Source organism: Plantactinospora veratri (assembly GCF_036421995.1).
GTDB lineage: Bacteria > Actinomycetota > Actinomycetes > Mycobacteriales > Micromonosporaceae > Plantactinospora > Plantactinospora veratri.
On the sequence record NZ_JAZGQL010000016.1, the window covers coordinates 254,337 to 267,941 of the forward strand.

General features: G+C 71.5%; 11 protein-coding genes. 6 read left to right on the plus strand and 5 right to left on the minus strand.

The genetic code is table 11. From position 1 onward, the window contains the following. Window positions 1–69: 69 nt before the first annotated feature. Window positions 70–2,328: an MMPL family transporter gene (locus V1634_RS21885; protein ID WP_331209743.1), complete on the minus strand. Its 2,259-nt coding sequence runs from the start codon at window positions 2,326–2,328 to the stop codon at window positions 70–72. A gap of 125 nt (window positions 2,329–2,453) precedes the next feature. Between V1634_RS21885 and V1634_RS21890 the strand changes: the two genes are divergently transcribed. After that, window positions 2,454–2,624: a hypothetical protein gene (locus V1634_RS21890; protein WP_331209744.1), complete on the plus strand. Its 171-nt coding sequence runs from the start codon at window positions 2,454–2,456 to the stop codon at window positions 2,622–2,624. Window positions 2,625–2,745: 121 nt separating this feature from the next. Here the strand turns inward: V1634_RS21890 and V1634_RS21895 are convergent, their stop codons facing one another. From V1634_RS21895 to V1634_RS21910, 4 genes are all read right to left on the minus strand, one after another. Continuing rightward, window positions 2,746–2,925, minus strand: coding sequence for a DUF6104 family protein (locus tag V1634_RS21895; protein ID WP_107257951.1), 180 nt, complete (start codon window positions 2,923–2,925; stop codon window positions 2,746–2,748). A 93-nt stretch (window positions 2,926–3,018) separates the two neighbouring features. After that, window positions 3,019–6,843 carry a multifunctional oxoglutarate decarboxylase/oxoglutarate dehydrogenase thiamine pyrophosphate-binding subunit/dihydrolipoyllysine-residue succinyltransferase subunit gene (locus V1634_RS21900; protein WP_331209745.1) on the minus strand — a complete coding sequence of 1,275 codons (3,825 nt, stop codon included), beginning with the start codon at window positions 6,841–6,843 and terminating at the stop codon, window positions 3,019–3,021. Window positions 6,844–7,085: 242 nt separating this feature from the next. Then, on the minus strand, window positions 7,086–7,916 hold the full coding sequence (locus V1634_RS21905) for an ABC transporter permease subunit (RefSeq protein ID WP_331209746.1): 831 nt from the start codon (window positions 7,914–7,916) through the stop codon (window positions 7,086–7,088). Beyond that, the gene (locus tag V1634_RS21910) at window positions 7,913–8,851 is read right to left on the minus strand and encodes an ABC transporter ATP-binding protein (RefSeq protein ID WP_331209747.1); all 939 of its coding nucleotides are present in this window, start codon (window positions 8,849–8,851) and stop codon (window positions 7,913–7,915) included. The genes V1634_RS21905 and V1634_RS21910 overlap by 4 nt, the downstream gene beginning before the upstream one ends. A gap of 304 nt (window positions 8,852–9,155) precedes the next feature. On the opposite strand from V1634_RS21910, the gene V1634_RS21915 reads away from it, so the two are divergent. From V1634_RS21915 to V1634_RS21935, 5 genes are all read left to right on the plus strand, one after another. Then, a complete protein-coding gene (locus tag V1634_RS21915; RefSeq protein WP_331209748.1) occupies window positions 9,156–9,995 on the plus strand; it encodes a GNAT family N-acetyltransferase in 840 nt (279 codons plus the stop codon). After that, window positions 9,992–10,933 (plus strand): lysophospholipid acyltransferase family protein, encoded by a 942-nt coding sequence (locus V1634_RS21920; protein ID WP_331209749.1) that lies wholly within the window; start codon window positions 9,992–9,994, stop codon window positions 10,931–10,933. The genes V1634_RS21915 and V1634_RS21920 overlap by 4 nt, the downstream gene beginning before the upstream one ends. 128 nt (window positions 10,934–11,061) lie before the next feature. After that, entirely contained in the window at window positions 11,062–11,865 is an 804-nt protein-coding gene (locus tag V1634_RS21925; RefSeq protein ID WP_331209750.1) for a DUF4097 family beta strand repeat-containing protein, read from the plus strand. 7 nt (window positions 11,866–11,872) lie between these two features. Beyond that, window positions 11,873–12,574, plus strand: coding sequence for a PadR family transcriptional regulator (locus tag V1634_RS21930; RefSeq protein ID WP_331209751.1), 702 nt, complete (start codon window positions 11,873–11,875; stop codon window positions 12,572–12,574). 190 nt (window positions 12,575–12,764) lie between these two features. Further along, window positions 12,765–13,469, plus strand: a complete 705-nt coding sequence (locus tag V1634_RS21935; RefSeq protein ID WP_101369786.1) for a response regulator transcription factor — start codon at window positions 12,765–12,767, stop codon at window positions 13,467–13,469. Window positions 13,470–13,605: the final 136 nt, after the last annotated feature.

Genomic DNA, 13,605 nt, shown 5'->3' on the forward strand with positions numbered 1-13,605 from the left:
CGGACGGTTTGTCCCACCGTCCGCCCCCGATTCGCCGGTGCCCGGCAACCGTCCCCCCGGCCCGGTCGCCTAGCGCACCGACGCCCCGCCCCCGGTGGGCACGCCCTGCGACAGCCCGCCCGACGGCACCTCGTCGGGCGAGAGCCGGGGCAGCCAGCCCAGCCACCGGGGCAGATACCAGTTCCGTTCCCCGAGCAGCACCATCACCGCGGGCAGCAGTACCGCCCGGACGATGGTCGCGTCGATCAGCACCGCGATCGCCAGGCCGAAACCGAGTTCCTTCATCGACACCACCGTGCCGGTGGTGAAGAGGGCGAAGACCGCGACCATCACCACGGCCGCGCTGGTGATCACGCCGGCGGTACCCCGGATGCCCCGGGAGACCGCCAGCTTGCTCGGCCAGCCCCGGTCGTGCCCCTCCCGGATCCGGCTGAGCACGAAGACGTGGTAGTCCATCGACAACCCGAACAGGATCACGAAGAGGAACAGCGGAACCCAGTTGGTGATCGAGCCGACCGACTCGAAGCCGAGCAGCGCCTCGCCCCAGCCGTGCTGGAAGACCACCACCAGCAGCCCGTACGCGGCGGCCACCGAGAGCAGGTTGAGCACGATCGCGGTCGCCGCCACCACCAGCGACCGGAACGACACCAGCATCAGCAGGAACGCCAGCCCCAGCACGAAGCCGAAGACCAGCGGCACGCTGCGGCCCAGCGCCGCGTTGAAGTCGACCGAGTCGGCAGCCAGCCCGGTCACGAGTACCTCGGCACCGTCCACGCCCTGCACGGTGCGCGGGACGACCTGTTCGCGCAGCACGCGTACCGCCCGCTCGGAGGTGGCGTCGACGCCGGAGCCGGCCAGTCCCACCCTGACCACCGCGACGGTCCGGTCCGGGTTGACCTCGACGGTGACCGGCTCGTGCAGCTGGCCGGTGGCCAGCGCCCGGGTCTTCAGGTCGTCGATCGCGGCGGTCAGCGCCGGGGTGGTCACGTCGTCCGCCCGGATCGCCACCACCGCCGGCTCGGCACCGCCGGGGAAGGCGGCCTTGACCCGGAGGAAGGCGCCCAGCGCCGGGGCCGGGTTCTTCAGCGCCGTGATGTCCTCCTCGGCGGTCCGCATCCCGAGCAGCGGCGCGGCCAGGGTCAGCAGGGTGACGGCGGCCAGCGCGGCGGAGATCCCGGGCCGGCGCAGCACCACGTTCATCGTGGTGCGCCAGAACCGGCCGCTCGACCGCCGGCGGTAGAGCCCGGGTACCCGGCCCAGGTCGATCCGGTCGCCGAGCTTGCTCAGCACGGCCGGCAACACGGTGAGCGACCCGACGGCGGCGGTGGCGACCACCAGGATCGTGCCGGTGGCCAGGCTGATGAAGGTGGTGTCCTGGGTCAGGAACATCCCGGACATCGCGATGATGACCGTCAGCGCCGAGATCAACACCGACCGGCCGGAGGTGGCGGCGGCGATCGCGAGCGCCTGCGGGGCAGTGGCGCCCCGGTCCCGCTCCTCCCGCTCCCGACGCAGGTAGAACAGGCAGTAGTCGACCCCGACCGCGAGCCCCATCAGCAGCATCAGGTGCATGGTGGTGTCGACCGCCGGAGCCAGCCGGCTGGCCGCGGCGAGCAGCCCGAGCGAACCCAGGAACGCGGTCAGCGCCAGCCCCATCGGCAGTACGGCGGCGAGCAGCGCCCCGAACGCCACGATCAGGATGCCCAGCGTCACCGGGATGGAGAGCATCGACAGCCGGTGCATGTCCGCGTCCAGGGTCCTGCCGATCGCCTCGCCGATGCTGGCCCCGCCGGTCTGCGCCACGTACAGCTCGGGATGGGCGCGTTGCACGGCGGCGACCGCGTCGCGTACCGGTCCGACCCGGTCGGCGGCACCCTCGGCCGGCCCGGTCAGCCCGAAGGTGACGAGTACGGCGTGCCGGTCGCCGGAGACCGCGTCCGACCGGACGTCCAGCACCTGGCCGGTGCGCTCGACCGCCGCGACCGTGTCGGTGACCGCGGCCCGGAAGGCGGGATCCTCCGCGACCAGGTCGTCGCTCTCGATCAGTACCATCTCGGCGGCCCGGTCGGGAAAGCCGGCGGCGGCGATGATCTCGTCCGCCCGGCGGGAGTCGCCGTGCCCGGACTCGCTGCTCTTGGCCTCGACGGTGCCGACGACGGCGCTGAGCGCGGTCGCCGCGATGACGAACAGCAGCCATCCCAGGACGGCGATGCCCCGGTGCCGGGCGCTCCAGCCGGCGATTCTCGCGGCCAGGTTGCGGTTGTGGGAGACCGCCGGGCCGCCGTCGGAACCGGTGGTCGGCGGTGGCAGAAGCGTCGACGTGGTCATGACCCGACGCTATGAGCCGGACCGGTCAGGCTCGATCCGGCGAGCACCCAGGTCCGGGGTAGGGGCGACCGGGCGGCGAGGGTAGGGCAAGCCCGACCGTGCCCAGGTTCGCTATCGTGCTCGGCATGGCTGATCAGCACCCCGACCCCAGTGGCAACACCGAGGCGTTCCGGGCCTTCGTGCACTCTCCCGAACCGGCGACCGCCGAACCGCCGTCCAGGCTGCCGTTGATCGCCGGGATCGCGGTCGCGGTCGTGGTGGTGGCCGCACTGGTCGGCTGGCTCGCGCTCGGCTGAGCCGCCCGCCGGGTTCGCGACCACAAGGTGGGACCATCGTCAGGATTCTTGGCGACCTACCGCGCACGGCGAACCACGGATCGCCAAGAATCCTGACGATTACCTTGCCCCGTAGGGGCCGTCAGAGGTCGTCTTCGTCGTCGAGCCGGGCCAGCCAGGTCGCGAACCGCTCGACCGGCGTCTCGAACTCCGGGTTCAGGTCGACGAAGTCACGCAGCCGCGCGCCCAGCCACTCCAGGGTGACCGTCTCGGTGCCCCGGCGCTCGACGAGTTCCTCGATGCCTCGGTCGGTGAAGTACACGACGTCCTCTCTCGACGGTGCTGGTGCTGGTGCTGAAAGGAAGGGCCCCTTCATATCGCTTTCTGTATATGAAGGGGCCCTTCCTTACCTACGTCAGGGGCGGGGCAGTGCCGCCTCGACCAGCGCGGACTGCTCGACGTCGTGCATCTTCGCCGAGCCGACCGCCGGGGCGGCCGCCGCAGGCCGGGAGATCCGGCGCAGCCGTACGCCCTCCAGGTGCTCCAGCAGGTTGAGCGCGACGAACGACCAGGCGCCCTGGTTGGCCGGCTCCTCCTGGACCCAGGCGAAGTCCTCGGCGTTCGGGTACTGCGCCAGCGCGGCCCGGACCTCCTCGATCGGCAGCGGGTAGAGCTGCTCCATCCGGACGATCGCGGTGTCGGTGATGCCCCGGTCGGTACGGGCCTGGAGCAGGTCGTAGTAGACCTTGCCGGAGCAGAGCAGCACCCGCTTGACCGCCTCCGGCGCCACGCCCGAGCTGTCGGTCAGCACCGGCTGGAAGGTGCCGGTGGTGAAGTCCTGCACACTGGACACGCAGAGCTTGTGCCGGAGCAGGGACTTCGGGGTGAAGACCACCAGCGGCTTGCGCTTCGGTGAGAGCGCCTGCCGGCGAAGCAGGTGGAAGTAGTTCGCCGGGGTGCTCGGAATGGCGATCCGCATGTTGTCCTCGGCGCAGAGCTGGAGGAACCGCTCCGGCCGGCCGGAGGTGTGGTCCGGGCCTTGGCCCTCGTGCCCGTGCGGCAGCAGCAGCGTCACCGCCGACTGCTGGGCCCACTTCACCTCGCCGGAGGAGATGAACTCGTCGACCACGGTCTGCGCGCCGTTGGCGAAGTCGCCGAACTGCGCCTCCCAGAGCACCAGCGCCTCGGTGTTCTCCACCGAGTAGCCGTACTCGAAGCCCATCGCCGCGTACTCGCTGAGCAGGGAGTCGTGCACGAAGAACCGGGCCCGGTCGGTGGCCAGGGTGCTCAGCGGGGTGTGCTCGGCCCCGGTCCGGGAGTCCACGATGACGGCGTGCCGCTGCACGAAGGTGCCGCGCCGGGAGTCCTGACCGGCGAGCCGGACGGTCACCCCGTCCTGGAGCAGCGTGCCGAACGCGATGATCTCGCCGAGGCCCCAGTCGATGTTGCCGGCCTCGGTCATCTTGGCCCGCCGGTCCAGCAGCTGCTGGATCCGCTTGTGCGGGGTGAAACCGTCGGGCAGCGAGGTGTGTGCCGTACCGACCGCGCGGAGCGCGGCGACGCTGGTGGCGGTCTCCACCTGCGGCTCGGGCTCCGGCTGGCGGCGGGGCCGGGCGGCCGGCCGGGCCGACGAGGCGGCGTCCCGGGTGGCCTTGAAGACCCGCTCCAACTGGGCCTGGAAGTCGCGCAGCAGTTCCTCCGCGTCCTCCACGGTGATGTCGCCGCGCCCGATCAGCTCCTCGGTGTAGAGCTTCCGGACCGACCGCTTCGAGTCAATGATCTTGTACATCAGCGGGTTGGACATCGCCGGGTCGTCGCCCTCGTTGTGCCCGCGCCGCCGGTAGCAGACCATGTCGATCACGACGTCCTTGTTGAACGCCTGCCGGTATTCGAAAGCGAGCCGGGCCACCCGGACCACGGCTTCCGGGTCGTCGCCGTTGACGTGGAAGATCGGCGCCTGGATCATCCGGGCCACGTCGGTGCTGTAGAGGCTGGAGCGCGAGTATTCCGGGGCGGTGGTGAAGCCGACCTGGTTGTTCACCACCACGTGCACGGTGCCGCCGGTGCGGTAGCCGCGCAGCTGCGACAGGTTGAGCGTCTCGGCGACCACGCCCTGACCGGCGAAGGCGGCGTCGCCGTGCACCGCCACCGGCAGCACGGTGTAGCCCTCCAGCTTGAGGTCTATCCGGTCCTGCTTGGCCCGGACGATCCCCTCCAGCACCGGGTCGACCGCCTCCAGGTGCGACGGGTTGGCGGTCACCGACACCTTGATCGAGTGCTCGCCGTCCGGCGTGGTGAACTTGCCGGCCTGGCCCAGGTGGTATTTCACGTCGCCGGAGCCCTGCGTCGAGCGCGGGTCGAGGTGCCCCTCGAACTCCGAGAAGATCTTCTCGTACGGCTTGCCGACGATGTTGGCCAGCACGTTCAGCCGGCCCCGGTGGGCCATCCCGATCACGACCTCGTCGAGGTCGTTCTCGGCGGCCGACTCCAGCACCTCGCCGAGCAGCGGGATCAGCGACTCGCCGCCCTCCAGCGAGAAGCGCTTCTGGCCGACGTACTTGGTCTGGAGGAAGGTCTCGAACGCCTCGGCCGCGTTGAGCCGGTTCAGCACGTGCTTCTGCTCGTCCGGCGCCGGCTTGGTGTACTTGCGCTCTATCCGCTCCTGGATCCAGCGCCGCTCCTCCGGGTCCTGGATGTGCATGTACTCCACGCCGACCCGGCGGCAGTACGAGTCCCGGAGCACCCCGAGGACCTCGCGCAGCTTCATCTTCTGCTTGCCGGCGAAGCCGCCGACCGGGAAGGTGCGGTCCAGGTCCCACAGCGTCAGGCCGTGCTGGAGTACGTCGAGGTCCGGGTGCTTGCGGATCTTGAACTCCAGCGGATCGGTGTCCGCCATCAGGTGTCCACGGACCCGGTAGGCGTGGATGATCTCGATCACCCGGGCGGTCTTGTCGATCTGTCCCTCGGAGCTGACCGCCACGTCCCGCATCCAGCGCACCGGCTCGTAGGGGATGCGCAGCGAGGTGAAGATCTCGTCGTAGAAGCCGTGCTCGCCGAGGACCAGCTCGTGGATGGTCTTGAGGAACTCGCCGGACTGGGCGCCCTGGATGATCCGGTGGTCGTACGTGCTGGTCAGCGTGATGATCTTGCTGACCGCCAGCTCGGCGAGGGTCTCCTCGGACATCCCCTGGTACGGCGCCGGGTACTCCATCGCGCCGACCCCGATGATGGTGCCCTGGCCGGCCATCAGCCTCGGCTGGGAGTGCACGGTGCCGATCCCGCCCGGGTTGGTCAGCGAGATCGTCGTACCGCCGTGGTCCTCCATGGTCAGCTCGTTGCGCCGGGCCCGCCGGACGATCTCCTCGTACGCCTGCCAGAACTGCCGGAAGTCCATCTGCTCGCCGGCCTTGATCGACGGCACCACCAGGGTGCGTGAGCCGTCCGGCTTGGCCAGGTCGATCGCGATGCCCAGGTTGACGTGCTCCGGCTTGACCAGCGCCGGCTTGCCGTCGACCTCGGTGAAGGAGTTGTTCATCTCCGGGTGCTCGGCGAGCGCCTTGATCAGCGCCCATCCGATCAGGTGGGTGAAGCTGACCTTGCCGCCCCGGCCCCGGGCGAGATGGTTGTTGATCACGATGCGGTTGTCGACCAGCAGCTTGGCCGGGACCGCGCGGACGCTGGTCGCGGTCGGCACCGAGAGCGAGGCGTCCATGTTCTGCACGATCCGGGCGGCCACGCCGCGCAGCGGGGTGGTCTGGGCGCCGGAGGGCTTGGTCGCGGCGCCCTTGCCGGCGGTACTCGGCGTGCTGCCCTTACCCGCGCTGCTCGGCGCGGCGGCCTTCGGTGCGCTCGCGGCCGGCTTCGGTGCGCTCGCGGCCGGCTTCGGTGCGGCGGCGGCCTTGCCGTCCGGCGCCGGGGTGGCGCGCTTGGCCGGTGCCGGGCTGCTGGCCGGGGTGGCCGGCGCGGCCTCGGTCCTGGCGGAGGTGCGTGCGGTGGCGGGAGGCTGTTCGACGGCTGTCCCGGAGCCACCCTTGGCGCCGGTCACCTTGGCGTCACCGGCGCCGCCGCCGTCCGGGCCGGACTGCCCGGCGGCGGGTCGGTAGTCGGCGAAGAAGTCGTGCCAGGCTGGATCGACGCTGGCGGGGTCGGCGAGGTAGCGCTGGTACATTTCCTCGACGATCCACTCATTGGGGCCGAACCCCGCCAGTGGATTTTCCTGCGAAGTCTGCTGGGTCGACACGGCCGGTAATCGCCTCTTTCACGCGGGTTGGTGTCACGCGGTCTCCTGCCCACCGGTCCGGGGGGCTGCGTCGAAAGACGGGTCCAAGGCTACGCCGTGCGGTAACCGACAGCATTGTCGCATCGGGCCCGTGTCGCGTTTCACAGGTTTTGCGAGTTGTCGGCCCTTGGAGTAACGGCGAAGCCCGGCCGGGGTACTGACCCCGGCCGGGCTCCGACGACCCGACGACCCTGCCGCAAGGGTCAGGAGACGTCCCGCTTGCGCATGATCAAGGTGCCGATCGTGCCGGTCACCACGGCGTACGCGATCATGACCGCCGCGCCGGCCCATCGGGGCGGGCTGCCCGGCAGGTCGGTGCCGGTCGCCATCAGCTGGGAGGCGAGCGACGGGACGATCAACTGAAGGTTGTTGATCCAGTCGCCGAACCGGTCGGCCAGGATCGACAGCACGATGATCGCCCCGATGTAGCCGGCGAGGTAGACCAGCAGCGCGGTGACGGTGGCACCGATCTGGCTGCGGATCAGCACCCCGAACCCGATCCCGAAGACGGCCCAGAGCAGGTACGCCAGCCCGTTCAGGCCGATCGCCTGCCAGATCGCGCCCTCGCCGAGCTGGCTCGCCACGTCCAGGCTGTTCAGGATCAGCGGAGTGAAGATCAGGTTGAGCCCGGTGGTGACCACCCAGAAGATCAACCCGAGGATGCCGGCGGCGACCAGCTTCGCCACCACCACGGCGGTACGGTGCGGCGTGGTCAGGAAGGTGGTCGTGGCGGTCTGGTGGAAGAACTCGTTCGTCACCACCATCACGCCGAGCAGCATCACGATCAGCACGCCGAAGAACTGGCCGTTGGTGTAGAGGTTCGCCGCCACGTTGACGTGCTCACCGGCCGCCTGGAACTGCGCGTTCTGCGCGTCGGCCTCCGGTACGCCGACGCTGGCCGGGTCGAGCAGCGCCTGCGACTGGAAGTAGTTGATCATCAGGGTCAGGCCCCAGAGGGGCAGCGTGATGAGTCCGAAGATCCACCAGGTGTTCGTCGTGCGGATCTTCAGCAGCTCGGACCGGACCAGGTTCATCGGATCCCCGCCTTTCCGGCCGTCAGCTCCAGGAAGACCCCTTCGAGGTCGGGTCGCTCCGTGGTCAGCTCGTGCAGTTCGACCTTTGCCGCCAGCGCGGCCCGGCCCACCGCCGGGGCGTCCGTCCCGTCGACCAGCAGCACCCCGTCCTCGCCCCGGGTCACCCGGGCGCCGTTCCCGGTCAGCGCCGCGGTCAGCTCGTCACTCTGTGGGGTCCGGACCCGGACCCTGCCGGTCTGCGCCATCGAGCCGACCACCTCGTCGACCCGGCCCTGCCGGACTAGCTTGCCGGCCGCGATGATCACCACGTCGTCGGCGAGCAGCTGCATCTCGGAGAGCAGGTGGCTGGAGACCAGCACCGTACGCCCCTCGGCGGCGAGCGCCTTGAGGAAGCCGCGCATCCACCGGATGCCCTCCGGGTCGAGCCCGTTGGCCGGCTCGTCGAGGATCAGCACCCGGGGGTCGCCGAGCATCGCGGCGGCGATGCCGAGCCGCTGCTTCATGCCGAGCGAGTAGCCCTTGAACTTCCGCTTGGCGGCCGGGGTGAGCCCCACCAGCTCCAGCGCCTCGTCGGCCCGCTGCTTCGGCAGCCCGGCAGCCGCGCAGGTCACCCGCAGGTGGTTGACCCCGGTACGGCCCTTGTGCGCGCTGGACGCCTCCAGCACCGCGCCGACGTGCCGGATCGGCTCCGACAGGTCGGCGTAGCGCGTGCCGCCGATCGTCGCGGTGCCCGCCGTCGGCGTGACAAGGTTGAGCAGCATCCGCAGCGTCGTCGTCTTGCCGGCACCGTTCGGCCCGAGGAAGCCGGTCACCCGGCCGGGCTCGACGGTGAACGACAAATCATCGACCGCCCGGACATTGCGATAGACCTTCGTGAGACCGGAGACCACTATCTGGCCACCTCCGGCCGTTGGGCTCTGTCGCCCGTCGGACATCTCTCTCCCCTCCGTGAGCGCCGCCGTACCCGGCCGCGCCGTCACCCAGCGTCGACATTGTGCGCCGCGCGGTCAATCGGGATGATTGCGTAACCGGTCGTCATACCTGGGCAGGAGCCCGTCCTCCTACAGCACGAGCCGCGCGGCATCTGGGGAGGAGGGGCGAAATTTACCAGCTCGGACTAGGCGCCGGGGGGCGGCGCGCGAGACGGCCGGGGCCATACCACATCCCGTTCACCGGATCGACACACCCTCGGCCGTCGGTCGACACGTCCAGGGCAGCCCGGGGGCCTACACAGGAAGCATGGCCGTTCTGCTCACCGCCCCGGCACAGACCGGGACCAGCGGATACACCCTGCTGATCGCCGAGGGCGCATCGCAGGTAGCCGCCGCACAGCGCCTGCGGCACGCCGTCTTCGTCGAAGAGTTCGGCGCCAACCTCCACTCACCGGTGGCCGGACTCGACGTCGACGAGTTCGACCCGTACTGCGAGCACCTCATCGTCCGGGAGGACGAGTCGGGGGCGGTGGTCGGCACCTACCGGATGTTGCCACCGGACCGCGCCGCCCGGGCCGGCCGACGGTACGCCGAGGGTGAGTTCGATCTTTCCCCGCTCGCGCCGCTCCGCGACGAGGTGGTCGAGATCGGCCGGTCCTGCGTCGACCCGGCGCACCGGAGCGGCGCCGTGATCAACCTGATGTGGGCCGGTATCGCCCGCTATCTGCACCTGCGCGGCCTGCGCTGGCTCGCCGGCTGCACCTCGGTCCCGCTGGACGACGCCGGGGCGACGGCCGCCGGGGTCTGGTCGGAGGTACGGCGCCGGCACCTCGCCCCGCCGCCGATGCGGGTCCGGCCACACCGGCCCTGGCTGGCCGAACCGGTCGGCACGGCCGCGCTGGCGGCCGCACAGCCGCCGGTACCGGCGCCCGGTGGCGACCTGGATCGCCGGGCCGGGGCGACGGCCGCCGCCGGTGGCCGGGTGGCGATGCCGCCGCTGCTCCGCGGCTATCTGCGGCTGGGTGCCTGGGTCTGCGGAGAACCGGCGTACGACCCGGACTTCGACGTGGCGGACTTCTACGTGCTGCTCTCCATGGACCGGATGCCCGACCGGTACCGCCGGCACTTCCTCGGTCCGGACCGGTGAAGACCCGGACCCGCACCGTCCCGGCCCGGTCGGGACCGGGGTCGCTCTGGCGGCCGCACTCAAGTTGCGGACCGGCCTGCCTGCCGGAGCCGGGCCGGACGCCGAGGGTCTCCGGGGCACGCCAACTGGGTCGGCTGGTGGCGCTGGCCGGCGCCCTGCTCTTCGGCGGGCTGCTGCTGGCGCTACTGCCGGTGCTCTCCCGCTCCGGCCGCCAGGTCGCCGCGCGGGCGTGGGCACGTGGCGTGTTGCGGGCCGCCGGGATCCGGCTCGACGTGCGGGGCCGGCCGCCGCTGCGGCGGGCCCTGCTGGTGGCCAACCACGTCTCCTGGCTGGACGTCGTCGCGGTCCTCGCGGTGACGCCGGCCCGGCTGCTGGCCAAGCACGAGGTGCGGAACTGGCCGCTGATCGGGCCGTTGGCGGCGCTCGGCGGCACCATCTTCATCGACCGGACCCGGCCGCGCACCCTGCCCCGGACCGTGGCCGAGGTGGCGGAGGTGCTCCGGGCCGACGGGGTGGTGGCGGTCTTCCCGGAGGGTACGACCTGGTGCGGCCTGCCCCGGGCGGGCGGCGACTGTGCCTGGGCGGTCCGGTTCCGTCCGGCGACGTTCCAGGCCGCCGTGGACGCGGCGGCCCCGGTGGTGCCGGTACACCTCGGTTACCGCACCGAGTTCAGCGATCCGGCGACGGGTGCGGTCCGGGCCGTCGACACCGCGGCGGCGGCCTTCCTGGCCGAGGAGAGCCTCTACACCTCGGTACGCCGGGTGCTGGCGCTGCGCGGTCTGGTGGTGACCCTGACCGTGGTCGACCAGCCCCGCCGCGACCGTCCGGCGGACCGCCGCCGGCTCGCCACGGCCGCCGAGGCGGCGGTACGGGCGGCCGGTGCAGCCGCCCCGGCGCGGGATCCGGCCGGCGGGGCATCGCTGGAGCTGGCTGCCTGACGGCATCGCCGGCCGGCCGGAGGGGCGTTCCGGAAACGCGATGTATCGCGTTATCGTGGCAGCACGCACGCCCGCCGTTCGTGCCGCGCGCCCACCGGCCGGACCGGCCCAGCAACCAGGGAGTCGCCATGCCGAGCTGGACCGTGGACGGGCCGCGTCGGCTGACCCTCACCGAGCCGGTCGACCAGCTCGTCGTCCGGCTCAACTCCGGCCGGGTCAACGTGGTCGGCACCGACGGCCCGGCCCGGATCGAGGTCACCCGGACCGACCGGCGCCCGCTGGTCGTCGAGCACCACGACGGCAGGTTGTCCGTCCGGCACCGGACGTTCGGGGGGTGGACGCTGCTGCTGCGCTGGTTCGGGCTGGGCGGCGGACCCGAGATCTCGATCGGGGTACCGGCCCGGGTGCGGGTGGACCTGCGGCTGCACGAGGGTGCGGTGGTGGTGTCCGGGCTGGCCGAGGCGACCAAGGTGGAGGTGACCGCCGGCCAGGTGACCCTGATGGGGCTCGCCGGCCGGACGAAGGCGCGGCTGGTCTCCGGGCCGGTGGAGGCGCTCGGCGTCTCCGGCGACCTGACCATGGAGACGGTCTCCGGCGAGCTGATCCTGGCCGACGGGACCGCCGAGCGGGTCCGGGCCAGTACGCTCTCCGGGGCGATCACCTGCGACCTCGGCGACCCCGGCGGGAGCGAGATCCAGCTCGGTGCGACCTCGGGCAGCGTGACCGTCCGGGTGCCCGAGGAGAGCGACCTCGACGTGCACCTGCACACCACCTCGGGCCAGATCACCACGGACTTTCCGCAGCTCGCGGCGGGCCCCGCGCCGAGCTGGTCGAGCGACCGCCGGGGAACCCTCGGCGCCGGGGGAGGTAGTCTCCGCGCGACCACCATGTCCGGAAGCATCGTGCTGCTGGCCCGGCGGTCTGCGGAGTGAGGACGAGATGACGACGGTGTTCGGCCACGGCCGGCTCCGGCTCTATCTGCTCAAGCTCCTGGACGACGGCCCGAAACACGGCTACGAACTCATCCGGCTGCTGGAGGAGCGCTTCCTCGGCCTGTACGCGCCGAGCGCCGGCACGATCTATCCCCGCCTGGCCCGGCTGGAGGCGGAGGGACTGGTCACGCACGACGCCGTCGGCGGCCGGAAGGTCTACCGGATCACCGAGGCGGGCCGGGCCGAGCTGCGGCAGCGGGCCGACGAGGTGGCGAGCCTGGAGTCGGAGATCCGCGCCTCCGTCTCCGACCTGGCGAAACTGGCCGGCGAGATCCGCTCCGAGGTACGCGGCTCGGTGCGTGACCTGAAGCAGGAGCTGCGGGCCGCCGCCCGGGAGTCCCGCCGAGGTGACCGGAGGTCCCCGCCCGGCCCGGCGTACCCGGGTACGGGACATCCCGGCGCGGCGGCGGGTTCCGGCGCGGGCGACGCCGGCTGGTCGGCCGGGCCGCGCGCCGGTGAGCGGGCGGAGCAGGGCTGGTCGGCGGCGCAGGGGGACGATCCGGCCGCCGAGTTCGACCGGCAGTTGCTGCTCTTCGTCACCGAGGTACGGGCGCTGGCCCGCAGTGGCCGGTTCACCGAGGCCCAGCTGGGTACGGCGGCCCGGCTGCTGCACGGTGCGCTGGACGGCCTGCGCCGGCTGCTCCGCTGATCCCGGGGACCGCCAGCTGATCCCGGCGGCCGCCAATGCTTTCCGGGGCCGCTGAAGCGGCGGCGTCCCCGGCCGCTCCCGGGTAGCCGACGATCACCGCGCCGACCCGGCTGGAACGCGGCCGGGGGCTCTCAGAAACTTTTCAGGAGTTGCTCAGCCGAGCCGCAGGGGAGACGCGGATGATGGCGAGATGGCAGCGACAACGCAGAGCGAGGCCCGGCTACTGGTCGTCGAGGACGACCCGAATATTCTCGAGCTGCTCTCCGCCAGTCTGCGATTCGCCGGCTTCGACGTGGCCACCGCCACCAGTGGGAGCGCGGCGGTCAGCGCGGCGAAGGAGCGGCGACCCGACCTGGTCGTGCTCGACGTCATGCTGCCCGATCTCGACGGGTTCGAGGTGATCCGGCTGCTCCGCGAGGGTGGCACCCGTACCCCGGTGGTCTTCCTCACCGCCCGGGACGCGACCGACGACAAGATCCGCGGGCTGACCCTGGGCGGCGACGACTACGTCACCAAGCCGTTCAGCCTGGAGGAGCTGACCGCGCGGATCCGGGCGGTGCTGCGGCGTACGGCCACCGGCGAGCACGCGCCGTCCCGGCTCACCTTCGCCGACCTGGAACTGGACGAGGAGACCCACGAGGTGCACCGGGCCGGCAAGCGGGTGCAGCTCTCGCCGACCGAGTTCAAGCTGCTGCGCTACCTGATGCTCAACGCCAACCGGGTGCTGTCCAAGGCGCAGATCCTGGACCACGTCTGGAACTACGACTTCCGGGGCGACGACAACATCGTGGAGTCCTACATCTCCTACCTGCGGCGCAAGATCGACACCACCCAGCCCCGGCTGATCCACACGCTACGCGGGGTGGGATACGTGCTCCGCAAGCCGGCGGCGTGAATGTCGCCCTGCCGCTGAAGGGGCGGCTCCGCGCCACCCCGCTGGGGGTCAAGGGGTCGTCGGTTCGAATCCGGCCGTCCCGACCGAGGTCAGAGGGCATATCTCATCGATGGATATGCCCTCTCTTCGTCTCTGA